The 25,316-nt window shown below is 68.0% G+C and carries 24 protein-coding genes and 1 pseudogene; 9 read left to right on the forward strand and 16 right to left on the reverse strand.

Annotated elements, in window-relative coordinates; genetic code table 11:
• Window position 1: 1 nt before the first annotated feature.
• The 10 genes from MKK63_RS24915 to MKK63_RS24960 all read right to left on the reverse strand — a co-directional run bounded on the left by MKK63_RS24915 (window position 2) and on the right by MKK63_RS24960 (window position 10,752).
• Window positions 2-1,405: an amidase gene (locus tag MKK63_RS24915; protein ID WP_244006451.1), complete on the reverse strand. Its 1,404-nt coding sequence runs from the start codon at window positions 1,403-1,405 to the stop codon at window positions 2-4.
• Complete coding sequence (locus MKK63_RS24920; RefSeq protein ID WP_244006454.1) at window positions 1,398-2,321, reverse strand: DUF1028 domain-containing protein; 924 nt, start codon at window positions 2,319-2,321, stop codon at window positions 1,398-1,400. Before MKK63_RS24920 ends, MKK63_RS24915 begins: the two co-directional genes overlap by 8 nt.
• 3 nt (window positions 2,322-2,324) lie before the next feature.
• A complete protein-coding gene (locus MKK63_RS24925; RefSeq protein ID WP_244006456.1) occupies window positions 2,325-3,056 on the reverse strand; it encodes an ABC transporter ATP-binding protein in 732 nt (243 codons plus the stop codon).
• A complete protein-coding gene (locus tag MKK63_RS24930; protein WP_244006458.1) occupies window positions 3,049-4,851 on the reverse strand; it encodes an ABC transporter permease subunit in 1,803 nt (600 codons plus the stop codon). The genes MKK63_RS24925 and MKK63_RS24930 overlap by 8 nt, the downstream gene beginning before the upstream one ends.
• Window positions 4,844-5,677: a branched-chain amino acid ABC transporter permease gene (locus tag MKK63_RS24935; protein ID WP_244006460.1), complete on the reverse strand. Its 834-nt coding sequence runs from the start codon at window positions 5,675-5,677 to the stop codon at window positions 4,844-4,846. Before MKK63_RS24935 ends, MKK63_RS24930 begins: the two co-directional genes overlap by 8 nt.
• 105 nt (window positions 5,678-5,782) lie before the next feature.
• Complete coding sequence (locus tag MKK63_RS24940) at window positions 5,783-6,958, reverse strand: substrate-binding protein (RefSeq protein WP_244006461.1); 1,176 nt, start codon at window positions 6,956-6,958, stop codon at window positions 5,783-5,785.
• A 41-nt stretch (window positions 6,959-6,999) separates the two neighbouring features.
• Window positions 7,000-7,845, reverse strand: a complete 846-nt coding sequence (locus tag MKK63_RS24945; protein ID WP_244006462.1) for a nitrilase family protein — start codon at window positions 7,843-7,845, stop codon at window positions 7,000-7,002.
• Window positions 7,846-8,019: 174 nt separating this feature from the next.
• On the reverse strand, window positions 8,020-8,646 hold the full coding sequence (locus MKK63_RS24950) for an ANTAR domain-containing response regulator (protein ID WP_244006463.1): 627 nt from the start codon (window positions 8,644-8,646) through the stop codon (window positions 8,020-8,022).
• The gene (locus MKK63_RS24955; RefSeq protein ID WP_244006464.1) at window positions 8,643-9,797 is read right to left on the reverse strand and encodes a transporter substrate-binding domain-containing protein; all 1,155 of its coding nucleotides are present in this window, start codon (window positions 9,795-9,797) and stop codon (window positions 8,643-8,645) included. Before MKK63_RS24955 ends, MKK63_RS24950 begins: the two co-directional genes overlap by 4 nt.
• Window positions 9,798-10,023: 226 nt before the next feature.
• Complete coding sequence (locus MKK63_RS24960; RefSeq protein ID WP_244006465.1) at window positions 10,024-10,752, reverse strand: SDR family oxidoreductase; 729 nt, start codon at window positions 10,750-10,752, stop codon at window positions 10,024-10,026.
• Between the two features lie 702 nt (window positions 10,753-11,454).
• Here MKK63_RS24960 and repA point away from each other — a divergent pair.
• From repA to repC, 3 genes are all read left to right on the forward strand, one after another.
• Window positions 11,455-12,615: a plasmid partitioning protein RepA gene (repA, locus tag MKK63_RS24965; RefSeq protein ID WP_244006467.1), complete on the forward strand. Its 1,161-nt coding sequence runs from the start codon at window positions 11,455-11,457 to the stop codon at window positions 12,613-12,615.
• A complete protein-coding gene (repB, locus tag MKK63_RS24970; protein ID WP_279574859.1) occupies window positions 12,612-13,655 on the forward strand; it encodes a plasmid partitioning protein RepB in 1,044 nt (347 codons plus the stop codon). Before repA ends, repB begins: the two co-directional genes overlap by 4 nt.
• A gap of 185 nt (window positions 13,656-13,840) precedes the next feature.
• Window positions 13,841-15,073: a plasmid replication protein RepC gene (repC, locus tag MKK63_RS24975; RefSeq protein ID WP_244006469.1), complete on the forward strand. Its 1,233-nt coding sequence runs from the start codon at window positions 13,841-13,843 to the stop codon at window positions 15,071-15,073.
• A 716-nt stretch (window positions 15,074-15,789) separates the two neighbouring features.
• Here repC and MKK63_RS24980 read toward each other — a convergent pair.
• The 4 genes from MKK63_RS24980 to MKK63_RS24995 all read right to left on the reverse strand — a co-directional run bounded on the left by MKK63_RS24980 (window position 15,790) and on the right by MKK63_RS24995 (window position 17,821).
• Window positions 15,790-16,263, reverse strand: a complete 474-nt coding sequence (locus MKK63_RS24980) for a type II toxin-antitoxin system VapC family toxin (RefSeq protein ID WP_244006470.1) — start codon at window positions 16,261-16,263, stop codon at window positions 15,790-15,792.
• 4 nt (window positions 16,264-16,267) lie between these two features.
• Complete coding sequence (locus tag MKK63_RS24985) at window positions 16,268-16,507, reverse strand: type II toxin-antitoxin system Phd/YefM family antitoxin (protein ID WP_244006471.1); 240 nt, start codon at window positions 16,505-16,507, stop codon at window positions 16,268-16,270.
• 179 nt (window positions 16,508-16,686) lie between these two features.
• Window positions 16,687-17,337 carry an NAD(P)-dependent oxidoreductase gene (locus tag MKK63_RS24990; protein WP_244006473.1) on the reverse strand — a complete coding sequence of 217 codons (651 nt, stop codon included), beginning with the start codon at window positions 17,335-17,337 and terminating at the stop codon, window positions 16,687-16,689.
• Between the two features lie 211 nt (window positions 17,338-17,548).
• Window positions 17,549-17,821: a hypothetical protein gene (locus MKK63_RS24995; RefSeq protein ID WP_409564559.1), complete on the reverse strand. Its 273-nt coding sequence runs from the start codon at window positions 17,819-17,821 to the stop codon at window positions 17,549-17,551.
• A 721-nt stretch (window positions 17,822-18,542) separates the two neighbouring features.
• Between MKK63_RS24995 and MKK63_RS25000 the strand changes: the two genes are divergently transcribed.
• The gene (locus MKK63_RS25000; RefSeq protein ID WP_244006475.1) at window positions 18,543-19,016 is read left to right on the forward strand and encodes a BA14K family protein; all 474 of its coding nucleotides are present in this window, start codon (window positions 18,543-18,545) and stop codon (window positions 19,014-19,016) included.
• A gap of 649 nt (window positions 19,017-19,665) precedes the next feature.
• Here MKK63_RS25000 and aqpZ read toward each other — a convergent pair.
• Both aqpZ and MKK63_RS25010 read right to left on the reverse strand, forming a co-directional pair.
• Complete coding sequence (gene aqpZ, locus MKK63_RS25005; protein WP_244006477.1) at window positions 19,666-20,403, reverse strand: aquaporin Z; 738 nt, start codon at window positions 20,401-20,403, stop codon at window positions 19,666-19,668.
• A 457-nt stretch (window positions 20,404-20,860) separates the two neighbouring features.
• Window positions 20,861-21,502, reverse strand: a complete 642-nt coding sequence (locus MKK63_RS25010; protein ID WP_244006479.1) for a sigma-70 family RNA polymerase sigma factor — start codon at window positions 21,500-21,502, stop codon at window positions 20,861-20,863.
• Window positions 21,503-21,742: 240 nt separating this feature from the next.
• Between MKK63_RS25010 and MKK63_RS25015 the strand changes: the two genes are divergently transcribed.
• The 5 genes and pseudogenes from MKK63_RS25015 (at window position 21,743) to MKK63_RS25035 (ending at window position 25,316) form a co-directional block, all read left to right on the forward strand.
• Window positions 21,743-23,206 (forward strand): helix-turn-helix transcriptional regulator, encoded by a 1,464-nt coding sequence (locus MKK63_RS25015; RefSeq protein WP_244006489.1) that lies wholly within the window; start codon window positions 21,743-21,745, stop codon window positions 23,204-23,206.
• A gap of 86 nt (window positions 23,207-23,292) precedes the next feature.
• Window positions 23,293-23,472 (forward strand): CsbD family protein, encoded by a 180-nt coding sequence (locus MKK63_RS25020; protein ID WP_244006481.1) that lies wholly within the window; start codon window positions 23,293-23,295, stop codon window positions 23,470-23,472.
• Window positions 23,473-23,534: 62 nt separating this feature from the next.
• The gene (locus MKK63_RS25025; RefSeq protein WP_244006483.1) at window positions 23,535-24,041 is read left to right on the forward strand and encodes a CsbD family protein; all 507 of its coding nucleotides are present in this window, start codon (window positions 23,535-23,537) and stop codon (window positions 24,039-24,041) included.
• A 49-nt stretch (window positions 24,042-24,090) separates the two neighbouring features.
• Window positions 24,091-25,015 (forward strand): annotated as a pseudogene (locus tag MKK63_RS25030) (PhnA-like protein).
• Window positions 25,016-25,112: 97 nt separating this feature from the next.
• Window positions 25,113-25,316 (forward strand): CsbD family protein, encoded by a 204-nt coding sequence (locus MKK63_RS25035; protein ID WP_244006485.1) that lies wholly within the window; start codon window positions 25,113-25,115, stop codon window positions 25,314-25,316.

A 25,316-nucleotide genomic window follows, 5' to 3' on the forward strand; every position in this document is an offset into this window, starting at 1 on the left:
GTCACGGATCCGGCGCAAGCGGGATCCGGCGCCACCAGTCATGCGCCCGCTCGTACTGGTGTGCGAACCGCAGGAGCATGGCCTCGGCGAAGGGCCGCGCGGCGATCTGCAGGCTGATCGGCAGGGATCGCCGGTCGAAGCCGCAGGGCACCGCGATCGCCGGGAGCCCGGTGAGATTGAACGGGTAGGTCAGGCGCCAGGACGCCGCCAGGACGCTCTCCCGCCGCCCGGCAATCGTGACGGTGGTCTCGTCGGCCCGCCATGCGGTCAGGGGTGCCGTGGGGGTGACGATCACGTCGGCCTCCTCCAGCACGGCGGCCATCTCGGCCATAATCAACGCCCGCGCCTGCTCGGCCCGCAGGTAGTCCGGGCCGGTCACCAAGCGGCCCATCTCCACGAGATCGCGGACATCCTCCGCAAAGCCCGCGACGTGGCCCTGCGTCAGATTGCGGTCGTGGTAGGCCGTCGAGGAGGCCAGCTCGATGGCGTAGATTGCGCCGAGCCCGAACCGCAGGGACGGCACCGCCACGTCCCGCACCCTGCAGCCCTGCCCGGCGAAGAACCGGATCGCCGCCTCGACTGCTTCGAAGACGTCGTCGTCGATGATCTCGAAGAAGTGGTTGCGGATCACCGCGACCCGCAGGCCCTGCAGCGTCTGGTCGAGTCCGGCCGCGTAATCCGGCACCGGGACCGCGGCGGCGGCCGGATCGGCCGGATCGGGGCCGGCGAGGATCTGCAGCAGCAGCGCCGCATCGGCCACCGTCAGGGTCAGCGGACCGGCATGGTCGAGGGACCAGGAATGCGGGACGATCCCCGAGCGGCCGATCCGGCCGAAGGTCGGCTTGAGGCCGACGATCCCGCACAGGGCTGCCGGAATGCGGATGGAGCCGCCGGTATCCGAGCCCAGCGCCGCCGGACAGAGCCGGGCCGCCACCGCGGCTGCCGAACCACCGCTCGATCCGCCGGGCACCCGGTCGCGGTCCCAGGGGTTGCGGGTCGGCGGCGTGACCATGCCCCAGGCGAATTCGTGCATCCGCGTCTTGCCGAGGATCACCGCGCCGCTTGCGCGGAGCCGCGACACGGCGTGGCTGTCCTCCTGCGGGAAGGTGAGGCCGTCCACCGCCGTTCCGGCCCGGGTCGGCAGCTCGGCCGTCGTGTAATTGTCCTTGATGCCGATCGGGATCCCGTGGAGCGGGCTGCGCGGACCCGTCCGGGCGATTTCCGCATCGGCGGCGCGCGCCGCGTCGAGGGCGGTGGACGAGAGGGCCACGAAACTCTGGAGGTCTCCGTCGAGGCGCCGGATCCGGTCGAGCGCGGCGCCGACGAGTTCGACGCTCGACAGGTTTCGCGACGCGATCCGCCGGGCGAGCTCCGTGATCGGCAGCTGCCACAGGGCGTCACTCATGGGGCACCCCGCGATAGGGCAGACTCGGATCGAACAGGATGGCCGGATGGACCTGCGTGAGGTCGAGGGCGCGCAGGGTCCTGATCTCGGCCAGGACCGGCGCGAACTGCGCTTGCAGGTGCGCCATTCGCTCGGCTGCCTCCGGGGGCAGCCCGATGACGTCGGACAGGAGGTCCGAGATGTCGGCCGGCGCCGAACCGGGCCGCTCCCCGGGCGGCCGGAGCAGCATCGCGGAGACTGCTTCCGGCAGCGCCCCCGCGGGCCCGTCCTTGCGCGGCATGCCCGCCACGAACGGCACGAGCTGGCACCGGGCGACGCCGAGGATCCGGCGGAGTTCGGCGACGGGCTCGGCGTGCTCGTCGACCCGCAGATCGAGGGAGGGATAATCCTCCCGGGCGACGATCTTGAGGGCCGCGGACTGCTTGCCGCGCCTGTCGCCGCCGGCCGCGTCACCGGCCTCCAGGGTGCGCATCAGCCGCTCGTCGAGATCGTGCCCGGCGCTTTCCTCGAAGGCCCGCGCCATGGCGTCGATCACGCCGGGATCCGTCAGCATGTTGCCCTGGACGGCGTAGCCCGGGCCCGTGCGGTGCCCGGCCTCCGCTGTGCAACCGGCCCCGGTCCAGGCTGCGGCCATCCCGTGCCCGTCGACGAGCCCGAGCTGGCGCAGGTCCGGCCGGTCGTCGGTGGCGAGTGCCGCTGCGAGCGCCGCATCGGGGCCGAGCCCCGCCCCGAGACCGTCGAGGATGCGCGCGGCGAGGTAGGGATTGACCCAGGACTGGGTGGTGACGGCCCCGATCCCCGCCCGGAGATACGGGCAGAGACCGCCCACCGCCGGCACCGCGCTCGCCACCGCGACGCCGAGCTGCCCGGTCCGCGGGCAGCGGGCGGCGATCGAGAAGGTGTTGAGTTCGCTCATGGCTCACACCGCCAGATGGTCGATCACGCGGGCCTGCGCGTCCGGTGCCCGGGCGGGGCCGCTATCCACGATCTCGCCGAGCTTGAGCACCGCGTAGCGGTCGGCCAGCCCCAGCGCGAAGGCGACGTGCTGCTCCACCACCAGCATGGAGACGCCCGCCGCCCGCTCGGCCTGGAGCACGCCGCGCAGGCGCGCGACCATCGACGGCTGCACCCCCTCGGAGATCTCGTCGATCAGGAGGAGGCGCGGACGCAGCATCAGGGCGCGGCCGAGGATCAGCATCTTCTGCTCGCCCCCAGAGAGGGTGCCGGCGCGCTGGGCCAGCCGGTCCTTCAGGAAGGGAAAGTGGCCGAACAGCCGCTCCAGCGCCGCCGGCAGCATCCGGTCGGACGGCACGGCGAGGCGCAGGTTGTCGCGGATCGACAGATCCTGGAACAGGGGCTGCTCCTGGGGCGCATAGCCGAGGCCGAGCGCCACGAGCCGGGCGGGCGTGAGGCCGGCGAGCGCCTGTCCGCCGATCGTGATGGCTCCGCCGCGCAGGGCCACCATGCCCAGGATGGTCTTGAGCAGGGTGGTCTTGCCCATGCCGTTCTTGCCCAGCAGCGCCACGATCTCCCCCTGCCCGACCGACAGGGACACGTCCTTCACGATGGAGACGGCGCCGTAGCCGCTCGACACCCGTTCGAGGGCGAGGGCGGCCTCCATCGGTGCACCGTGCCGTGCTGCCTCAGCCATGGGCGCCTCCCGAATAGATCGTCCGGACCAGTTCGGAGCCGACGACCGCTTCGACCGTTCCGTCGAGAACCAGCCGGCCCTGGTGCAGCACCACGATCCGCGAAGAAATCTCCCGCACGAAATCGAGGTCGTGCTCGACCAGCACGGCGGCGATGCCGCGTCCGGTGGTGAGCGCCTTGAGGACTGTCCCGATGGTGGTGCGCTCGGCCTTGGTCAGGCCCGCGGTGGGCTCGTCCAGCAGGATCAGGCGCGGCTCCAGCGCCACCACCATGGCGAGTTCGAGCGCCTGCTTCTGGCCATGGGAGAGGAGGCGCGTCGGCGGCGTCAGCAGGTGGTCGAGGCCGGTCATCCGCAGCACGTCGAGGGCGGCCTGCGGCAGGCCGAGCGTCTCGGCCTGCCCGACCGGGCTCAGCCCGTCATGCGGTGCCCGGGCGAGCCGGAGGCAATCGGCCACCGACAGGCTCTCGAACACGCTCGCCACCTGGAACTTGCGCCCGACCCCGAGGCCGACGATCCGGTTGGGCGTCAGCCCGGTGATCGCGGTGCCACCGATCGCGACCGCCCCCGTGAACGGCTCGGTGCCGTCGCTGAGGCAGCGCATCAGCGTGGTTTTTCCGGCGCCGTTGGGACCGACGAGGCTGACGAGCTCGCCCGCCCGGATCTCCAGGTCGATGCCCTCCAGCACCGTCAGGGCGCCGTAGGCCTTGGCGAGATTCTCGACCTTGAGGATCGGGACGCCGGTCCCGGCCGCCTCGGGCGCGGCGACCCGGGCCACGAGGTGCGGCGCCGCTCTGGTTCGGCGGCCGATCGGCAGAACCCGCCACAGGCGGCCGACGAGGTCGGCAAGGCCGCCCGGCAGCAGGATGATGATGATGACGAAGGCCGTGCCCAGCAGGAGCTGCCAGAGGAATGGCAGGTCTCCCGAGAGGTTCGCCGCGAGGTAGTCGATGGCGATGGTGCCGAGCACCGGGCCGAGCAGCGTGCCGCGGCCGCCGAGGGCCACCCAGATCACGAGTTCCGTGCCGAACAGGAAGCCGGCATTCTCCGGGGCGACGACGCCCGAAGCGTTGGCGAACAGGAAGCCGGCGAGCCCCGCGACGGCGGCCAGAGCCGCGGTCAGCAGGATCTGGAGGCGCCGGGGGTTGAGGCCGAGATAGGCGCAGCGCGCCTCGTTGTCCCGGAGCGCCACCAGGGCGCGCCCGGCATCCGAGCGCACAAGGATCCAGGCCACCAGCGTGACGAGGACCAGGACCAGCGCCGCGAGGCGGAAATAGCCCGCGATCTCCAAGGGCAGCACGTCGAAGCCGACGAGGCCGCTGCTGGACCCGGTCGATTCCCCGCCGGCATAGATCAGCTGCACCACGACGATCGGGACGACCAGCGAGATCACCGAGGCGTAGAGCGGCGTCGAGCGGTGATAGAACGACAGCCAACCGACCACGAGGCCGAGGAGCGCCGGTGCCGCAATGGCGGTGGCGAGGGCCGCCGCGAAGCCCGCCGGCGTGGCACCGAGGGCGGTCAGGATCATCGCGGTGGCGTAGGCGCCGACGCCGAAGAAGGCGGCCTGCCCGAAGGTCAGGATCCCGGCGAAGCCCCAGAGCAGGTCCACCGTGACGGCCAGCACCGCGTAGATCATCGAGCGGGTCAGGACGTTGACCGCGAAGGTGTCGAGGACGGCCGGCGCGATCCAGAGCGCCATCGCGGCGAGGCCGGCGACCACGCAGGGGGCCGCGACGGCGAGACGGCGCCGGGGGGGCGGGGCGATGCGCCCGGCGGCGGGCAGGGTTTCAAGCACGGGAGAAACCTTTCGGGCTGATCCGCAGCACGAGGGCGGCGAGCACCGCGATGGCGATGCTGCCCAGGATCGGGCTCACGAAGGTGCTGATCAGGACCTGCGCGGCGCCGAACACGAGGCAGGCCGCCGCCAGGGCGAGGTAGGAGGCGTCGGCGACCATCACCAGCATGAAGGCACCGATCAGCCAGGAGACGCCCATGTTGGGATCGACGCTGGTGAGCGGCGTCAGCAGCACGCCGGCGAGCGCGGCCAAGCCGGCGCCGATCATGAAGACCACGAGGCGCACCCGCCCGGTGTCGATGCCGAGGCTGCGCGCCAGCGTCTCGTTCATGATCACCGCCCGGGCCGAGAGGCCGAGCCGGGTCCGCTCGATGGTCAGCGCGAACAGGAGGCCGATCGCCAGCGCGATGCCGAGCGCAACGAGCCGGTAGGCGGAATACTCGACGCCGAGGATTGCGATGGTGCCGGCGAAGAGGTTCGGGGTCATCTGGACGTCCCGGCCGAAGGCCAGGGTGACGAGCTGCCCGACCACGATGCCGAGCCCCCAGGTCGCCAGGATCGCGTCGAGCGGCCGCCGGTAGAGCGGGCGGATGATGAAGTGTTCCGCCAGCCCACCGAGCGCCGCGCCGACCACGAAGGCCAGCGGCAGCGCCGCCCAGGGATTGAGCCCGAGCTTGGCGGTCACCACCGCGCAATAGGCGCCGACCGTCAGCCACGCCCCATGGGCGAAGTTGATGATCTTGAGCACGCCGAAGATCGCCAGGAGGCCGATCGAGACGATGAACAGGATCGCCGCGGTGGTCAGGATGTCGAGGGTCAGCAGCATCGGGGATTCCGGGTGCGCGGGAATAGGAAGGCACGGCACGGGCCGCTGCGCCCCCTCCCCCGCAGAGGGGGGAGGGAGACGCGCGGATCCCTCAGCCCCCGCCCCTCATTGCAGCTTCGGGCACTGCTCCCCGGGATCGACGTCCTTGAAGGTGCCGGCGACCTTCACGGTGCCGTCCTTCTGGATCTGGCCGAGATACATGGTCAGCGGCGCGTGGTGCTGTTTGTTCATCCGGATCGTGCCCCGCGGGCCGGTGACGCTCACCGTCGGCAGCGCCTCCAGCACCTTGGCGGTCTCGGTCCCGCCCGCCTTCTCGACGGCGGCCTTGTACAGGTAGATCGCCTCGTATTCCGGCACCGAGAGGTCGTTCGGAGTGCGCAGCTCCGCGCCGAACTTCTTCTGCATCGCCGCCAGGAAAGTCTTGTTCTCTGGGCTGTCGATCCCGGTGACGTAGGAGGCCGAAAGGTAGACGCCGTCGGCATCGGCGCCCATGCTCTTGGCGGTGCCCTCGTCCAGCGCGAGATTGGCGAAGGGCAGCGCCACGCCCGCGCCGCGCAACTGCTTCGTCAGCGTGACATTCGGCGCGCCGCCGGCCGTCGAGGTGATCAGCGCGTCAGGCTTGGCTTCCTTCAGCTTGGAGATGATCGCCGTCCAGTCGCTGCCGTCCATCGGCAGGTATTCCTCGCCGAGAACCTTGCCGCCGGTCTTCTCGACGTAACTCTTGGTGAAGCCCAGCATGCCGCGGCCGAAGGCGTAATCGCTGCCGATCAGGAAGTAGGTCTTGGCGCCCTTCGCCTTGAAGGCGTCCACCACCGGCGGGACCTGCTGCTCCGGCACCCAGGCATCGACGAACATGTTCTTGTTGCAGGAATGGCCCTCGTAGAACGAGGTGTAGATGTAGGGTACCTTCCCCTTGGTCACGGCGGGCAGGCCGGCGTTTCGGGCCGCGCTCGTCTCCATGGAGATCAGGACGTCGACCTTCTTCTGGTAGATCAGGCTGTCGAATGCCTTCTGGGCGCCCGCCGCCCCCGAGGCGTCGTCGGCCACCTCCAGGGCGAGCTTGCGGCCGAGCACGCCGCCCTTGGCGTTGATCTCCTCGACCGCGAGTTCGGCCGACTGCACCACCGAGGGCGCCACGACGCTGTTGGCGCCCGACAGGCCGATCGGGATGCCGATGACGATCGGCTTGCTGTCGGCGGCCTGCGCGGCCGTTGCCGCGAGCGCCAGCGTGGTGGCGCCGAGCGCCAGCGTGGTAGCGCCGAGGAGGGACCATTTCACCATGAACGAACTCCTTGTGGGGGGACGGGGCGCGGGTCTGCGGTTCAGCCGTAGATGTCGGTGCGGCGGTCGCGCAGCAGCGAGTTGAACGTGTTGAGGTCCTTGCGTCCGGCCGCGTCGAGGTCGACCAGCGCCGAGAGGGTCTCGGTCTCCGTGCGGCTCGCCGGGCCGGCAAGGGGCCAGCCCTTCGGCCCGATGATCAGGCTCTGGCCCTCGAAGGGTTGTCCGCGCTCCACGCCGACCCGGTCGGCGCAGGCGATGAAGAGGCCGTTCGAATGCGCGGCGGCCCGGTGCAGCGTGTTGGCCATGGCGGCCTCGCCCGCCGGCTGGTCGGGCATCGGCACCCAGTTGGTCGGGATGCAGACGATCTCGGCGCCGCCGAGGGCCAGCTGCCGAAAGGTCTCGGGGAACCAGCCGTCGTAGCAGATCGCGACGCCGACCTTGCCGAACGCCGTGTCGAAGACCGGGAAGCCGAGATCGCCCTTGGCGAAGAACACGTTCTCCTGGTCCCAGAGATGGGCCTTGCGGTAGGTGCCGATGTAGCCCTCCGGCCCGACGATCACGGCGGCGTTGTAGAGGGTGTCGCCCGCCACTTCGGCGATTCCTGCCACGATATAGATGTTGAGTTCGGCCGCGAGCGCCGCCCAGGCGCGGGTGGTCGGACCGTCCGGCACCGGCTCGGCGAGGGATCGCGCCTCGGCCTGGGACTCGAACACGTAGCCGGTGCTGGCGAGTTCCGGCAGGACGATCAGCCGGCTGCCCTCGGCGGCGGCGGCGCGGACGATATCCGTCGCGTGGGCCATGTTGGCCGCGACATCGCCGAATTGCGGCGCGAACTGGATGCAGGAGACCCGGATCGGCGGGCGCGCGGGATCGTTCGCTTGGACCATGGACGCTCCAAAACGCAAAAAGCCCCTGGACGCGGAGAGGATCATCCGCGAACCAGAGGCTTCAAAGCCGTGATGTGGTGCAGCAAAGCTGCTGCGGGGCAACCTTGCCCGGTTCGACGACGATACGCGTCACATTCCGGACCGCAAGACCATAAAAGCAGCAGGCTGCTGCGATCAGGTCTTGTCCGCCAACGCGATGCGCAGTCCCAGACCGCTCATGGCCTCGTAGGCCGCCACCACACTCTCGGAGACGCTCGCCATCGGCACGCGGGCGGCGGTGGCCCGGTCCCGGAGCATCTTGTAGGCGGCGTCCTCGTCGATCCGGTTCAGGTCCACCAGAAGCCGGACCGCCTTCTCGACGGTACGGCGGCCCTTCATGGTGTCCTCCAGCCGGTTGATCTTGCTGATCAGCCGTCCCTCGTAGCCGCGCCGGTAGCGCGCCAGGGCGAACTGGGTCAGCACGCCGCGGGGATGGAGCGGCTTGTTGAGCACGCCGTGGGCGTTCACGTCGGCGATCGCCTTCAGGGAGGTCGGGCTCTCGTAGGCCACGATGGCGATGACGGCCGGTTCCGCCTCCTCGATCGACGGCAGGAGGTGCATCACCTGCGCGTCGTCGAGCTGGATAAACAGGGTGTCGATCTCCGGCGGCAGCGCGGCAGGCGGCGGCCAGACCAAAGAGACCGCGCAGCCGAGGCGGCGCAACTGCTCGAGCAGGGCGGCGCCCTCCTCGTCGCGGGGGTGGATGACGAGGGCGCGCGCCCGCCGCAGGTCGTCCAGGATCTTGCGCGCGGGGGCGCTCACGCGGCGATCCCCTCGTCCAGCCAGTTCGTCTCGAAGCGCGACCACGCGAGGTAGGGATCGGGCCGCACCGGCCGGCGGCCCCGCCAGACCACGTCGAACTGCCCATCTGCCCGCGCGACCCCGATGCCGGGGGTGAGCCAGATGTGCCGGGTCTCGCCGTCGAAGGTCAGTTCGCCCTCCGGCGCCGCGAACCGCTGGCGCAGGGCCGCCGCACCGAGCCGCGCGGCATCGAGTGTGCCGGCTTCCGCCAGCGCCCGGGCGAAGAGATGCACCTGCGCGTAGGCGGTCTCCGACCACATGCTGGTGGGGCGCTCAGGCCCGAACCGGGCCGCGAAGGCCCCGACAAAGCGCTCGTTCTCGTCGCCCGGCAAGGCGGCGAAATACGGCGCGGCGAGGACGTGGCCGGTGCAGCGCTCGGGGCCGATCGCGTGGATTTGCCCCTCGGCCAGGGTCAGGCTCGCGATCGGGCAGCGCATCCGGTCGATCCCCGCATCCGCGTAGGCGCGGTACAGCCGCTCTGCCCCGCGCCCGACCACGGTCGAGAACACCGCGTCCGGGCCGACCCGCCGGATCTCGGCGACCATCGCCCCGTGGGCGGCCTCGTCGGCGTCGAGCGGCGCATAAAGCTCGCCCACGATGGTGCCGCCCTTGGCCTCGATCAAGTCGCGCATGACCCGGTTCGACTCGCGGGGATAGATGTAGTCCGAGCCGATCATGAAGATCCGCGAGCCATGTTGCTGTAACAAATAGTCGGACAGCGCGAAGATGTTCTGGTTCAGGGTCGCTCCGGTGTAAATGATATTCTCCGAATACTCGAAACCCTCGTAGATCGACGGGTACCAGAGCAGGCCGTTGTGCCGCTCGACGGTGGACATGACCGATTTGCGGCTCGCCGAGAGCGAGCATCCGAACACCACCTCGGCCCCATCCTCTGCCAGCATGCGCCGGGCCAGGGCACGATAGGCGTCGGTGTCGCCGGCGGGATCGTAGCAGATCGGCTCGATCGGGCGTCCGAGCACGCCGCCGGCGGTGTTGATCTCCTCGATGGCGAGCGCGGTGCCGAGAAAATGCTCGGTCTCGGTGATGCCGCTGACCCCGCTTCGCGAAAACAGGACGCCGACGCGCCACGTCGCTTCGTCCCTGGCCGCCATGGCATCCTGACCCTTGCTGAATGTCCGCTCACCGGAGGGTGCTGCGATTGGCCGTCCTATCTCACGGGCGAGGCACTGGGAAAGCAAGGGGCGCAGGGGCGGGCGCGTTCCGGGGCCGAAGGGGACGGATCGACCTCGCGCCGCCATCCCTAGACTGCGGCGTACCGGCTTCGACGCGAAAGACCCGGAGGGCCGACCGATCCGGCACAGTTTCAACGCGAAGGCATCAGATCGTCCAGCCCCCATCGATCGCAAGGGCTTGGCCGGTGGTGTAGGTCGCTCCGGCCAGATAGACCGCGAGGTCGGCGATCTCCTCCGGCGTGCCCAGCCGCCCGATCGGCTGTCGGGCGATGAACGCGGCCCGGGTCTGCTCATAATCGCCCTGCGCCCGAATCCGCTCCTGCAGTGATGGGCTCTCGACAGTGCCGGGGCAGATCGCGTTGCAGCGGATGTTGTGGGCGACGTAATCGGCCGCCACCGCCTTGGTCAGCCCGATCACAGCCGCCTTGGTGACCCCGTAGGCGAAGCGGTTCGGAACACCTTTCACCGAGGACGCCACCGAGGCCATGTTGAGGATGGCACCGTCGCGTCGTTCGATCATGCCGGGCAGCACGGCGCGGATCGTACGGATCATCGCCTTGACGTTGAGGTCGAAGGCGACGTCGAGATCCGTATCGGGCATCTCCAGGATAGTTCCGCCATGGACCACGCCGGCGCAATTGAACAGCACGTCGATCCGACCGATCCGCTCGACCCGGCTCGCGACGGCGGCCGCGTCGCGCACGTCGAGGATCGCAGTGCTGAGGCCGTCGGCGCGCAGCTCGGCAAGGGCGTCCGCGCTGATGTCGGTGGCGTGGACCCGAGCGCCGGCGGCCGCAAAGGCGAGCGCACTCGCCCGTCCGATCCCCTGCCCGGCCGCCGTGATCAGGACCGTCTTGCCCGAAAGATCTGCCATGGTGCGCTCCCTGAAGGCTCCGTGTCCCTATGGGAGAGGATCGACGCAGAGCCTGTTTTACACCGCTTTCCAAGCGCTGACCTGATCCGGTTCTGCGCACGTTCGCAAGTTCCAAAAAAGCTCTCCTTCGCGGTTGCAGCTCCGCTGCGACACCTTCGGGCGTGGTTTCGATCTCCGTCGCACTGTGCCGCGTATAACTGCAATCGCGTCGTCAACCCGGGGCACTATCGCGGACGAGGCGTCCCTTCGTAAGCGTCCATCACGCGTCTGGTGTCGGGGTTTCTGGCAAGCGCTGGTACGGGATCCCGAAACGCCGCCTGCCGCGCGGCAGGTCGATCGCGAAGTCGGTGTGGTGCAGCTGCGTGGAACGGCATCGTCGCGCGTTTCGGCGGTCGGGACGTCTTTATTAGTCGCTGGGACGGGCTTCTCGGCGGCAAAACCTTGCTCTGACAGGTCGGAAAGCCATCGAACGACCGGGCGGGCTAAACACCATCAAACCGATTCGCCCACAACCCAATCTCCGGCCGGGCTTGCCGAGTCACCATTTGGGACTCGACTCACGCTTGCGAATCGTGACTGTCTGCAGTCAGTTGCAGTTTGTCCGCTATTTTGGCGCTTTTTCTGCAAGCGAGGCCTGAGAGGATGAACCAGTATACGGGGGCTCACATGGTTGCGCCCCCTCCCCCCGTATCGCCAGCCGCGATGATCGGTGATCACGCCGCGGTGCTGCGCGAACAGCTCCAGGCCATCTCCTCCGGGCTTTTTCCGCCCAGTTCCGCGAAGTCGCTGCGCCGTTTCACCTCCACCGAGGTGGCCCGCATCGTCGGTGTGACCGTGTCGCGGATTCAGCAACTCGCATCCGAGGGGCATGGTCCGCAACCCGATGTGTCATCGACCGGACGGCGGTCCTACAGTCTCGCCGATATCCATGGGCTTCGCGCTTATCTCGATGAGAAAACACGTGGCGGTCGTCGTTATCAGCCCATGCGAGGCGAGAACGAGCACCTTCAGGTCATCGCCATCGCGAACTTCAAAGGCGGCTCCGGCAAGACGACCACAACGACGCATCTTGCCCAACATCTGGTTTTAAAGGGTTACCGGGTCCTTGCGCTCGACCTCGATCCACAGGCCAGCATGTCGGCTCTGCTGGGCGTCCAGCCGGAACTGGAGGTCGGCGAGAACGAGACGCTCTACGGCGCAATCCGCTACGACGCGGAACGGCGTCCTCTCGAAGCGATCATTCGCCGAACCTACTTTACAGGCCTCGACCTCGTGCCAGCCAACCTCGAACTCATGGAGTTCGAGCACGAGACGCCGCGCGCCCTCAGCGAGCGCCGTCCCGGCGAACCGCTGTTCTTCGACCGCATCGCGCAAGCGCTGGAATCGGTCCAGAGCCAGTACGACGTGGTCGTCATCGATTGCCCGCCGCAGCTGGGGTACCTTACGCTATCGGCTCTCTGTGCGGCGTCGGCGCTTCTGGTGACCGTGCATCCGCAGATGCTCGACGTCGCTTCGATGAGCCAGTTCCTGGCCATGACGGAGGATCTGCTCGGCGTCGTCACCGAGCATGGCGGGCGGCTTCAATACGACTGGCTGCGCTACCTGATCACGCGCTACGAACAGCACGACGCCCCGCAGACCCGCATCGTCGGAATGCTGCGCACGCTGTTCGAGGACGCGGTGCTGACCGCGCCGATGCTGAAATCCTCGGCGGTGTCCGACGCGGGGCTGTCGAAGCAGACTCTCTACGAGATCGGCCGAGAGGGGATCACGCGCTCGACCTACGACCGGGCGCTCGAGGCTTTGGATGCGGTCAATAGCGAGATCGAGGGGCTGATCCGACTGGCGTGGGGCCGCTCATGAGCCGCCGATCGAACCTCGACGCGCTCTTCGGCTCCCGGGCGACCCCTAAGCCGGCGTCAAGCCCGGAGCAGTTTGCAGATGCAAACCCGGGTGAGTCCAACGATGAGTTTGCACCTGCAAACCCCCCTCCCCCATCTCAGGCGCCGGAGCGTCGTCGGAGTGGCGCCATCGGCGCGATGAGCAACACCCTGCGTGGGCTGGCCGCGAAAGCGGATGCCGCCGCCGCTCTGGAGCAGGGTTCGGCCGTCATCGACCTCGACCCCAAGCTCATCGACGCCTCGTTCATTGCCGACCGGGTGGACGATGCGAACGATGCCAGCCTCGGCGCGCTCGTGGAGAGTATCCGGGAAAGTGGCCAGCAGGTGCCGGTGCTGGTCCGCCCTCACCCCACCGCCGTCGGCCGCTATCAGATTGCATTCGGCCGACGGCGGACACGCGCGGCCCAGCTCCTCGAGAGACCGGTGCGCGCGGTGGTGCGGCCGCTTACCGATGCCGAGCTCGTCATTGCCCAAGGCAAGGAGAACCTCGAGCGGCGCGACCTCAGCTACATCGAGCGTGCGTTTTTCGCCCTGCGTCTGGAGGCACACGGATTTCCCCGCGAGACGATCACCGCGGCCATGGGGGTGGGGAAGGGCGATCTCTCGACCTTGATCTCGGTGGCCCGAAGCGTTCCGGAGGACATCCTCAAGGCGATCGGTCCTGCTCCCGCGGCGGGCCGCCCGCGCTGGATGCTCCTGGCCGAGCGCGTGAAGGATGCGAGCCGCCCTGCCCTGACTGAGATCCTGGGTGATCCGGCGTTCCAAGCCAAGAACACGGACGAACGGTTTGCAGCGATCTTCGCTGCCGTTGCGCCGAAACAGGAGCGCAGGCCGAAGGCCGAGATCTGGAAGGACGAACACGGTCGAAAGCTGGCCCGGGTCGAGCGTTCAGCCGACCGCGTTGCGCTCGCCTTCGACGAAAAGATTGAGCCTGGGTTGGCGGACTATGTCCTCGACCGGCTTCCCGAGATCCTTGCGGCCTATCGGCAGAGCAAGGGCTAACCCGACCCGCCACACGAACGAAAGGAGACGAGAACACCGCAAAAAGAAAGGGCCCCCCGAACCGCGTCCGGAAGACCCTCTCTCGTCCTAAGCAAGCGTAGAGAATCACATCTCCCGGCACATCGTCAAGCACTTTGACGTCGATTCGGCGAACGTCCGAACTTTGCCCGGTGCTCGGCCACACCATGAGCCTGCACATCACGACGCCCTTCGGGCGGCGATCGCTGACGGCTGCGCAATTCCACGCGCAGGCGCAGGCGGCCGGCTGTCCAAACGAGACCACCGTGAACAAGTGGTCCGTTTTCCGCGATCTTGCCGCCGCACGCTCGGCCCTGGGACTCTCCGACCGCGCCCTCGCGGTCTTGGATGCCCTGTTGACCTTCCATCCCGAAACGACGTTGAGCCCCGGGGAGGGGTGCGAGCTCGTCGTGTTTCCGTCGAACACGGCCCTGGCGTTGAGAGCGCACGGCATGGCGGAAGCAAGCCTTCGTCGGCACCTCGCGGCTTTGGTGGAAGCCGGCATCGTGATCCGGCGCGACAGCCCGAATGGGAAGCGCTACGTCCGACGCGGCCAGACCGGAGCTGTCACCCAGGCCTTCGGGTTCGACCTGTCGCCGTTGGTTGCCCGAGCCTGTGAATTCGCAGTCCTCGCCGAAGCAATCCGAGAGGCTGCACGAACACTTCGCGTCGCCCGTGAGCAGGTGACCCTCTTGCGTCGCGACTGCGCGAAGCTGATCCTGGCTCTGGAAGAGGTAGAAGGCGGCACAACATCGGCCGGGCTGCTCCGCAGCCGTTACCGCGCCATTCTCGACAGCCTGCCGAGATCCCCGTCCAGCGATGCCTTATCGGCTGCAGCAGCGGGCCTGGCTGACTTGCGGGCCGATCTGAGCAAGTTGTTGTCGGCACATTGGGAAACAGCAGAATCAAGCGGCAATGCCGCGCAGAATGATCGCCACAATCAGAATTCAAATCCCGAGTCACCTGATTATGAAAAAGCTACCGGGGAAGAAGAGAAAAAGGCCGTAGCGGCGGGTCCGATCATCGACCGACCGGCGGTCGATGCCGCGAGGGTTCGAGCGACCTACCCACTTGGGTTTGTGCTCGACGCCTGCCCGGATATCCAAGCCTACGCACGCGGTGAGATCCGAACCTGGAACGAACTCATTTCGGTCGCGGACCTTGCCCGGGCAGCCATGGGCATCAGTCCCCATGCGTGGCGGGAAGCACGGACTGAAATGGGCGAGGACGTCGCAGCCATCACCGTAGCGGCGATCCTGCAGAGGGTTGAGCGGATCAGCAGTCCGGGGGGCTATCTCCGCTCACTCGTGGAGCGCAAGAAAGCGGGTCGATACAGCCTCGGCCCGGTGCTGCAGGCCCTGAACCGGGCGAAGCTTGGCTCGCTCGCGGTGCGGCAATGAGATGGTCGCGCGCAGAATCAGGATTCGGACCTGCGCTTACCTGTCGTTTCGTGCGATCGCCGGAGGCGAGGGTGAGAGGCATGGATCTCATCGCTCCACGGATAGAGAGCAGGAATTCCGCGGATCCGTGTCGACCATGACGATCCTGGGGCTGGCCTGCGCGAATCCAATCGCACGGGGAGGGGGCTCTGGTGGGTGACTGGCCGCAACCTTCGCGGACCGGCGTCATGCCCGCACGATCGAGCGCCGCCGAGACGGCGACGCAAGCCAAGTCCATCCCCATACGTGCCGATGCGGCGCAAAAGCGGGGAGGGCGGTCGGCGCAACTGCGAACTGCGGCCAACCTGATGCTGATACCCGTGGAGGAGCGGCAGGTTTTTTGCTCCGATCCGGTCAATTCGATGTGGAGACGGATGCAGGCGCGGAGGCAACGGCGATGCGAACCAAATAAACGACTGCCGTCCTGCGGTAAGAGGGGCGGGATAGTCACTTCAGATGCACCATCAGGCGCGCATGACTGTCGCCGGATAACGTTCAGGATCAGGGTGCTGATAGGCAGAACGATGCCGGCGGACGATTACGCCTTCACCGGAGCCGTCCATCTTGGAGCGTCGATCGAATCTTGCGGGATCCGGGCGGCGAGCCCCTCCGGCGGAACGACCATCAGCGGCAGCTGATGCGCGTCTTGTCGAAATCGATTGCTGCGCGACCGCCGATCATGGCTGGCGCGTTGGAGAACTCGCGGAGCGCACGTCCGGCGGCACGGTGTCGAAGGGATCATGCGCAGCGACGCCGAGCGGCGTGAAGTGCCGGACATTCCGGGTGAGGACCGTCCAACCATGACACTGAGCCGTGGCGGCGATCGCAAGATCGGCAAAGCCCGGCGCGTGCCCGTGTCCGCGCGCCACGTCGGACAGCCTCCCGATATGCCGAGCGACTGGAATGTCGACGGGCAGAACCTTAGCCGCATACAGATGCAGGACGACCTCAAGCCACTCTGAGAGCCGCTCTGCCTTCCGCGCAGCACCATCCCTGCGACTTTTCGCGATGCCATCCTCGATCTCCGCGATGGTCACCACGGACAGGTGGAGGTCGGCGCTGTTGCGGTCCATCCAGTCGATCAGTTCGACAGCAGGAACGGCCTTGGTCGGCGCGCCGGCCGACAGGACGTTGGTATCGACCAGATACACGGCGTCACAACTCGGCGCTTCTCAACCTACCGGAAGCGGAGGGGAGGTCGTCGTCCGTGATGGGCGCCGCCATGAGGAGCCTGCCGAAGGACGGGACCTGCGACAGCCGCTGCCACTCCGCGAAGCTCAGCAGCACGGCCTCGGGCCGGCCATGGCGCGTGATGATCGACGGTTCGCCCTGCTTGGCCTGATCGATCACCGCCGAGAGCGTAGCCTTGGCGTCGCGAAGCTGGATTTCCTGCATGAGACGGCTCCATGACCACTATGGTCATATTAGGCGTACAGCCGCGCCCCCGCAAGGTCGGCCTCAGCCGTCCGGATGCCTTGGCAAAAGCCTCCCACGGGCTCTACGCGGCCCGGCACTCGCCCTGGGGTTTGTGATGCCGCCCTGGCCGATAACGGGATCGCCGCGACCGACCGGCCTCAGAAGGGGAGGGCCCGCTCGATCAGAACGACGGCCTTGCCGATTTGGCGCGCATCCTCGACGTGTTCGACGATAAAATGCGCGACGTCGGCCCGCGCAATCAGCCCGTTTCGCCACGACGCAGGGTCTTCGAGGACACGGTACCGCCCGGTCGCCTGTCCGCCTGTCAGCACCCCGGGTCGGACCAGGGTCCAGTCCAGTGTGCTGCGGCGGATGCGCATCTCCTGGGCGTCCTTGTCGTCGTAGGCGCGTCCGAAGACCAGCCGGAAGGGCAGGCGCTGCAACGGGCTGATCGCGTCGCGGCTGTCGCCAGCGCCGAAACCGGTGACCGCGAGCAGTCGCCGGACACCGGCCTTCTCCATGGCGGGCACGAGGATGCCGGTCGCATCCGAGAACAGCCGGACCGACCCGAGCAGGTCCCGCGCGGGGACGCCGAGCGCCTGGACCACCACGTCGACGCCATCGAGTGCCACCTCGACGTCGTGCCGGTTCAAGGCGTCCCCGGGAAAGCGCTCCAGGTTCGGGGCCGATTGCTCCATCCTGTTCGCGGAGCGGGCAAAGGCCCGGACGCGATGCCCTGCGCTCAGGGCCGCCTTCACGGTCTCCAAGCCTATGCCCTGGCTGGCACCGATGACGAGGATGTGGGCCATGCGAACCGTGGGGCGCGATGCTGAAGGGAGACCGGTAGATCGGGCGCCTTGAGCCGCCCGCCATGTGGCCGTTTGCCCGAAGGCCGGGCCGCGCGTGGCCGGCCGACGCGCCGCCGAGTCCCCTGATCACGACATCCCTGACCCCAGCACCCGGGACGCCGTCCCTCGGTGGCGGAGGTGGCGCAGGCATCCGCGCGGCGCCACCGTTGCGTCAGTAGCTGACGTAACCGCCGGCGCCCCGGCCGGGGCGGACTGCACTGCCCGTGTTGACGGGGGGTGCGACCTGCCGACGCTCGGCCTGACGTTTGGCGAGGGCACGACCGGCGGCGCACCCACCCACGGCGCCGAGCACACCATGCCCGGCATAGTGTCCGGCGATGCCGCCGACGATGGCACCCTTGATGCAACCCTTCGCCTCGGCAGCCTGACCGGCGGCCAGAAGGGCACTCGCCGCAACAGCGGCCATGGCGACACGCTTCATCATTGTGATCATTCCTCGGCGGCATCATCGCCGCGACTGCGATGTAAGTGCTCACGTTCCGTTATGAAGAGGGGTCTGGGCATATTTTTATGACTTCACATGCTTTCGATTGGTTTAGGCTGTCATTCGGAAGGACATCGACCGGCTGCCGTCTTCCTTTCCGAAATGAATGTTGCTTGAACGACGGCGCGGAGGTGCCGGGCCCGACGCTGCCGGAACCGGACGCACTTGCAATGCAGTTCATCCGGCCGTTTGCGGGGCTCGACGCGTGTCGGAGCCGGTAAACACCGTCGCGCCGGGGGGATAGCATGGGCCGGCCTGATCGACCGGCGTACGAGGCTGAGGGTGCCTCGCGTGTGCGGCAGACTGCGATGCGGCGGCGCTATTCCCCACATCGAACCAACCCGGGTCCGTACGAAGGGGGAGCGTACTGGGACAGTCCTGGCTGGCAGTTCAGCCATACCGGTAAGGCTGAATCGTCGGCGGCCGTAAAGGCCCTGGGTTGAGAACGACCGAGTCCATGTCTTTGTGCAGATTGATGGGGTATTGGAGCCGGATGGAACGGCCGGGATAGTACGGGACGCCAGAGCTCTATCCGATCTAGACACACATTGGAAACCAAAACGTATCGCCGACCCAGGAACGGTGACGGCTCTCTATTGTTCGTAGCGTTCATGTGGCTGCCGACACAGGCATCTGCGCCCAAACGATGGAGAGCCATTCGATGAGGATAAAGATCGGCGTCGCCGCGCTGGCCGTTCTGGCCAGCCTCGCTGCTCCCGCTGCCCAGGCAGCCGAGACAGCCCATGCCGGCAAGGCCATGGATGCGCTGGAGGCCGGCACCCTTCCGGTGTCCTACTCCCAGTTCCGCCCCGGCTACGGCGGCTGGCACCGCGGCGGCTGGCACCGCGGCGGATTTGGTGGATGGCGCGGTGGCTATGGCTACCGCCGAGGCCCGGGTGTCGGCGCCGCGGTCGGCGCAGGCCTTCTCGGCTTTGCGGCCGGCACCGTGATCGGTTCGGCGGCGGCGAATAGCGCAGCGCGGCCCGTGGCGGTCTACGAGACTCCCGCGCCGGTCGTCTACGCCCGTCCGGTGGTTGTGCGCGGTTCGGCCTACTGCGCGTCGCGCTATGCCTCCTACGACCCGGCCTCAGGCACCTATCTCGGCTATGACGGCTTCCGTCATCCCTGCCCATAACAGGCGAAGGACCGTCTGAACGCCGGCCCCGGTCGCTCACAAGCGGCCGGGGCTTTCGTCATGTCGTCGTGAGACTCGATCCGGTATGGCCGCGCCTCCTCAGAGCAAGGATCGGCCGCCGGCCTGCGTCGGGGAGGGGCCAGCGGCCTCGGCGAAGGCGCGCCGTCGTTCCTGCTGGTTCATGGCGGCGGCGTATGCCTGCAGACGCGCAGACAGCTCATCCGTGGACGCGGATGTGCCCACGGCGCGCGACGCTTCGAGGTCGTGACCCAGCATCGTGAGTTTCATCAACACGAATGGACCGTACAGCGCGAGGATTCTCGGCCTGCGGTGTGCCGTGGAGATCGAAGGTCATCGTGGGCGCCATCCCTCCCATCATTCCGGACTGAGCCGTGGATGACAGAGAGGGGAGGGGGCCCGTTTCGATCTCGTCCGCGCCAAGGCCGACTCTGCCTGTTCCAGGACCCGTTTCCAATACGCGCTGGCCTGAAAGGCGCCGGCTTTCATCATCGCCGGCATCCGTATCTGGCACGAATCGGGGCCGTCCGCGGCTTGGATCGGGCACCAGTCCGGAAGCGGACCAACGACGGGCCGGGCGCATCCGAAATCATGCCTGCGCCCGGCCTTCCTACTATCTCGAACTCTGCTCTCAGGCGGCGCGCCGCTCGACCACGACGGTGTCGACGATCTTGGTGTCCTCGTAGAGCCACCAGGCCAGGGCACCCGCGATCATGGCCCCCGCAATAGGCGCGAGCCAGAACAGCCAGAGCTGCGCCACGTACTCACTGCCGGCGAACAGCGCGACGCCGGTCGAGCGGGCGGGGTTCACTGAGGTATTGGTCACCGGGATCGAGACGAGGTGGATCAGCACGAGAGCAAAGCCGATCGGGATGCCGGCAAAGCCGCTCGCCGCACCCTTCGAGGTCGAGCCAATGATGATCATCAGGAAGAAGAAGGTCATCAGCACCTCCGTTACGAGGCAGGCCGCGAGCCCGTACTTGCCGGGGCTGAGGTCGCCGTAGCCGTTCGAGGCGAAGCCCTTGGGGACCCAGCCCGCCTTGCCCGAAGCGATCAGATACAGCGCGCCCGCCGCAACGACGGCACCGATGAGTTGGGCGAGGATGTAGGGCACCACGTGCTTGTTGGCGCAGCGGCCCGAAGCCCAGAGGCCCAGGGTGACGGCAGGATTGAAGTGCCCGCCGGAGATGTGACCGACCGCATAGGCCATGCTGAGCACCGTCAACCCGAAGGCCAGGGCGACGCCGGCGAAACCGATGCCGAGTTCCGGGAAGGCGGCCGAGAGCACCGCAGCGCCGCAGCCGCCGAAGGTGAGCCAGAAGGTTCCGAAGAACTCGGCGGCGGTACGGCGTTTCAGGTCATGGCCCATGGTCGTTCTCCTTTGGAAGCGTCTCTGAGGTTCAGGTCATCTTTGACTTTTGTGATGGTCCTCGGGACCGGCGCCGGTACGGATGCGGCGAGGGACCCGTTCCCACGGCCGCCGACTCCGTGTCGGTCGGGTCCAAGCCGAGGTCGACGGAATCGGGGACGGCCCGGCATTGATCCGTGCCGGTATCGATCACGGAATCGCGCTTGCGGCCGTCCTTGCGCGACAGCTGCGGCGTCCCGGGCGCTTGAGCAACGGACCTCGCCTTCAGGTTGTCGTTCCGGGTGCCCGCTATCCCCGTGACCGCCTCGGGCGACTGCGCCAGGGCCGGAGAGGCTGCGAGCAGGATGCCTGCGAGACGGTAACGACTTCTCATGGAGGCGCCTCCGTTTCGTGGTGTGTGGGGATCGTCCGTCTCGTCTGGTGATGCGCGTGCCGGCGTTGCGTCCGGCTGCGTCGCTCAGGCTTCTCCGAGCTCGACGGCGAGCCTGTTCCGCGCGCGACTGACCCGGCTCTTCACCGTTCCGGCCGGGCAGCCGATTCGCTCGGCGGCGGCCTCGTAGGAGAGGTCCTCGATCGCGACGAGCAGAAGCGCCTCGCGCTGGGCGGGCTCCAGGCGGTCGAGCGCCTCTTGGACATCCCGCACGTCGAGACGGTGCTCCTGATCGGCCAGGCTCGACAGACCGGCCGCGTACGTGCCCTCCGGGTCCGGCACTTCGCGGCGATGCTTCATCCGGCTGTTGAGATGGCCGTTGCGCAGGATCGTGAAGAGCCACGCTTTCAGACGGGTTCCGGGGCTGAAGCTGGCGCGGTGCTCCCAGGCCTTGAGCAATGTGTACTGGACGAGGTCGTCGCTCTCGGTGGCGTTGCGGCTCAGCGACAGCGCGTAGCGACGCAGGTCGGGCAAGACGGCGATCAGGTCGGCCGCGAAGCTGTTTCCCGATCGCGCTTCGGCCGCATCCAGCGCCTCGGACAGGCGCAGCAGTGCCTCGGACAGAGGCGATCCGTCATCGAGGGATTCAACTTCTGGGTAATAATCCCGTAGTTCTCGTCCGAGCCTGCCGCTCGCGATCGAGATCACCGCTCCGTGAGCGGCGGGCACGCGGAATTCTTCGGCAACATGGGTCACGCGATTGAACTCACCATCGCTTGGATGTCGGCGCCCAGGACCGTTTGCCGGTCACATGGGCTTCGTCGAGCATCAATCTTTGGTCGCCGGTCCCGAGTTCAATGATACGCGTATACCAGGATCTTAACATAAATTTTGGAACCAGCTTGCGCGCAATCTGTTCTTGCGTCGCTGCCGATCGGGCAGAGGCGATAGAAAAGGACGATGCGGGTCGTGACGGCGGGCGTCGACAGGCACGAACTCCGGCAGATCATCGCCGGCCTCAGCGAAGGCGTGATCCTGGTCGAACCCGACCAGACGATCGCCTACGCCAACGAGGCCGCGCTCGCGATGCATGGCGCCGGCAGCCTGGACGAACTCGGACCGACGGTCGACGCGTACCGTGAGCGATTCCGCCTGCGCTACCGCAACCACGTCACCCCGAACCAGTACCCGATCGAGCGGGTCGTGGCGGGCGAGCGGTTCCACGACGTCGTCGTCGAGGTCCGGCGCGCCGACCGGCCCGAACAGGATTTCGTCCATTCCCTGCGCAGCCTCGTGGCCACGGACCGCGAGGGCAAACCGAGCTGTCTCGCACTGATCCTGAAGGACGTCACCGATCAGTTCGAGGCCGAGGAGCGGTTCGAGACGACCTTCAATGCCAATCCGGCCCCAGCGGTCATCACGCGCCTGTCGGATCTGCGCCACGTCAAGGTGAATACCGGCTTCCTTGAGATGACCGGCTTCACCCGCGATGCCGTGATCGGCCGGACCGCCTACGAGGTGGACGTGCTGGCGGAGGCGCGTAACCGCGACCTCGCCATCACGCACCTGAAGGAAGGCGCCACCATCCCGCAGATGGAAGCCTGCCTGCGCTTGCCAGACGGGGGCAGCCGCTTCGTGATCGTGGCGGGCCAGCCGATCGAGATGGGGGACGAGCCCTGCATGCTCTTCACATTCGCCGACCTCGAATTGCGGCGGAAGGCGGAGATCGCGCTGCGCCAGAGCGAGGCGCGCTTCGCAAAGGCGTTCCGCCTCACACCCGTCCCCACCGTGCTGGCGCGGGCCGACGGGTTCCGGGTCACGGGGGTCAACGAAGCCTTCACCCGCGTGTTCGGCCTGGGTCAGGACGACATCGTCGGTCGCAGCCTGGACGAGGCTGGGCTGTGGCTGAGTGACCGGCAACGGACCGACTTCGAGGCGGCCCTGGAGCGAACGGGCTATCTCCTCGGTGCGGAGGTCTGCCTCCGCCACGGGAGCGGGGCGAGCCTCGATTGCCTCGTCTCGGCGGAGCGCATCGAGATCGACCACGACGCGTTCGCGCTGCTGGTGATGCAGGACATCACCGACCGCAAGCACACCGAGCGCGAGCTGTTCGACGCGATCGAAACGGTGATGGCCGACACCTCCTGGTTCAGCCGTGGGCTGATCGAGAAGCTCGCCAACCTGCGCAGGCCGAACATAGGGACCTCCGACGCGGCCACCATCAACCTGACGGCCCGTGAGCGGCAGATCCTGAACCTGATCTGCGCCGGTTTCGATGACGCGGCCATCGCGCGCAAGCTCGACCTGTCGCGCAACACGGTGCGCAATCACGGCGCTGCGCTCTATCGCAAGATCGGCGTCCACAAACGCAGTGAGGCCGTCGTTTGGGGGCGTGAAAATGGATTTCCCTCGCATGTATCGGGAACAAAATAACTATTTACTAGTATAGAATGACCATTGAAGATAGAGGCAAGCTGATCATCTCAGCTTCGGTGCAGGGTTTTCTCGAACGATACGGAATGACCGTGGCCGAAGACAAGAATTCCACTTCCGCCGAACACCTCAAGGGTTCGGTCAAGGAAGCCCTCGGCAAGCTCACCGGCGATCCCCGGGTCGAGGCCGAGGGCCGGCGTCAGAAGAAGGACGCCGACACCCCCAAGGCCGGTCGATCCAAGCCCACCGGGCCGGAGCGCGGCTGACATTCCCGCGGGATGGTCCGATCGGGCCATCCTTTCGAGACACCAAGAGACAGGAGAACGACATGGTCGACACGGACCGGATCACGGGCGCCGCGAAGGAACTCGGCGGTAAGGTGCAGGGCGCGGTGGGCGACCTGACCGGCTCGCAGCGGGACTCGGCCGAGGGCCGGGCCCGCGAGGCGAGCGGCAAGGCCGAGAACCTTTACGGCCAGGCTAAGGACACCGTGCGCGACGCGGCCGGGCAGGTCGCCGACACCGCCCGTGACCTCGGCGGACGCCTCCGCGAGACCGTGGGCGGCCTCGTCGGCGCCGACGACATCGAGGACCGGGCCCGCCACGCCCAGGGTGCGGCCGAGGACCATTTCGACCGGGCGCAGCGCTCCGTGCGCCGCGCGGCGGACAACGCCTCCGACTACGCCGAGGACGCCTACGAGCGTGGCTCCCGCGCCCTGCGCCATGGCAACGGCGGAGTGAGCGGCCAGGTCGCCGAGTACCCGCTGGCCTCGCTGCTGATCGCCGGCGCCGTCGGTTTCGGCCTTGCCCTGCTCGTCAACGCGAACCGCGACTGAGCCACCACAGCCTCTCGGCTACGAACGAACCACTACCCGGAGTGAAAACGTGACCATCCAGACGACCACCACCCCCCTCGCGACCGGAGCGGCACACGCCGATACGCGCACCGTGCTGCTCAACGAGGTCTCGTGGGGCGCCATCTTCGCCGGCGCCGTGACCGCCCTGGTGACCCAGGTCATCGTCAACCTCGTCGGCGTCGGGGTCGGCTTGGCCTCCGTCGGCACCACCGCCGCCGACAACCCGTCCGCCTCGACGGTCTCGATGGGCGCGGGCATCTGGTTCGTCGCCTCCGGTATCGTCGCCTCGCTGGCCGGCGGCCTGATCGCCGGCCGCCTGTCCGGCAAGCCCCTGCCGGGGGCGGCCGCCCTGCACGGGCTGGTCTCCTGGGCGGTGACCACCCTGGTGGTGCTGTACCTGCTGACCTCCGCCGCGAGCGGCATCGTCAGCGGAACCCTCGGCACCGTGTCGAGCGCGCTGGGCGGCGCGAGCAACCTCGTCGGCGGCACGATCCAGACCGCCGCGCAGGCGGCTGCCCCCTCGTTGTCGAAGATCTCCAACCCGTTCGACGGGATCGAGCAGAAGGTCCGCCAGCAGTCCGCCGGCCAGGACCCGCAGGCCGCCAAGGACGCGGCGGTGGCCGCGGTGAAGGCGGTGCTGACCGGTGATCCGGCCCAGAAGGAGCAGGCCAAGGCCCGCGCCGCGGACGCGCTGGCCAAGGCGCAGGGCATCGCGCCGGATCAGGCCAAGGCGCAGATCGACGACTACCAGAAGCAGTACGAGCAGGCGGTCACCACGGCCAAGCAGAAGGCCGAGGCCGCGGCCGTGACGGCGAAGTCGGCGGCGACGCAGGGTGCGTTCTACGCGGCGATCGCGCTGATCCTGGGGCGCGCTGGCGGCGTTCCTCGGCGGCCGCCTGGGCGCCCCGAAGCCGGCGACGCTGCTCGGCGCCTACGAGACCCGGCGGGTCTGAGCCGCTCAACCAGCTTTGTTCACGGGCCCCCGCCGCCGGCGGGGGTCTCCATCCCGGCCGGGACGCCCGGCCTCCACGTCCAGCAGGAGATCACGCGATGAGCAGCACGACCGACAAGCTGAAGGGTCTGGCCAACGAGGCCGTCGGCAACGTCAAGCAGGCGGCCGGCCAGGTGACCGGCAACGACAAGCTGGTGGCCGAGGGCAAGGTGCAGGAGCTGAAGGGCGAGGCGCAGAAGACCGCCGGCGACGTCAAGGACGGCGCCAAGTCCCTCGCCGACAAGATCACCGGCAAGCATTGA

Source organism: Methylobacterium sp. J-088 (genome assembly GCF_022829295.1).
GTDB lineage: Bacteria > Pseudomonadota > Alphaproteobacteria > Rhizobiales > Beijerinckiaceae > Methylobacterium.